The sequence below is a fragment of the Klebsiella sp. K47 genome (assembly GCF_051858335.1).
GTDB classification, from domain to species: Bacteria; Pseudomonadota; Gammaproteobacteria; order Enterobacterales; family Enterobacteriaceae; genus Klebsiella; species Klebsiella pneumoniae.
Genome location: NZ_JBPYUI010000214.1, coordinates 1 through 240, shown reverse-complemented (window position 1 = coordinate 240; position 240 = coordinate 1). Strand labels below are relative to the sequence as shown.

Sequence of the window (240 nt, the reverse complement as noted above, 5' to 3'; positions counted from 1 at the left end):
GCGGGTGGGCATTCCTTCTTGGTTGATCATGCGTGGTATTCGTGAGATTGAGAACAAGATCTTGGAACTCTTGGCTGGACTTCCGCTAGAAAATAACCACCACATGCTGAGTTATATGCTGCAAATTATGGGCTTTGCGACAGAAATCATGTGCAGATCCTATGAAGCCAATACTGAGCGAAGCCACGAAGTTAAGCATAGCTATCGTTTATTTTCTGCAATGCAAGATGTCGCGGTACA

At 45.0% G+C, this 240-nt stretch carries 1 protein-coding gene; it reads left to right on the top strand.

Annotated elements, in window-relative coordinates; translation table 11 throughout:
- On the top strand, nucleotides 1–240 hold a 240-nt coding region (locus tag RRF55_RS27750; RefSeq protein ID WP_439419264.1), incomplete at both ends, for a hypothetical protein.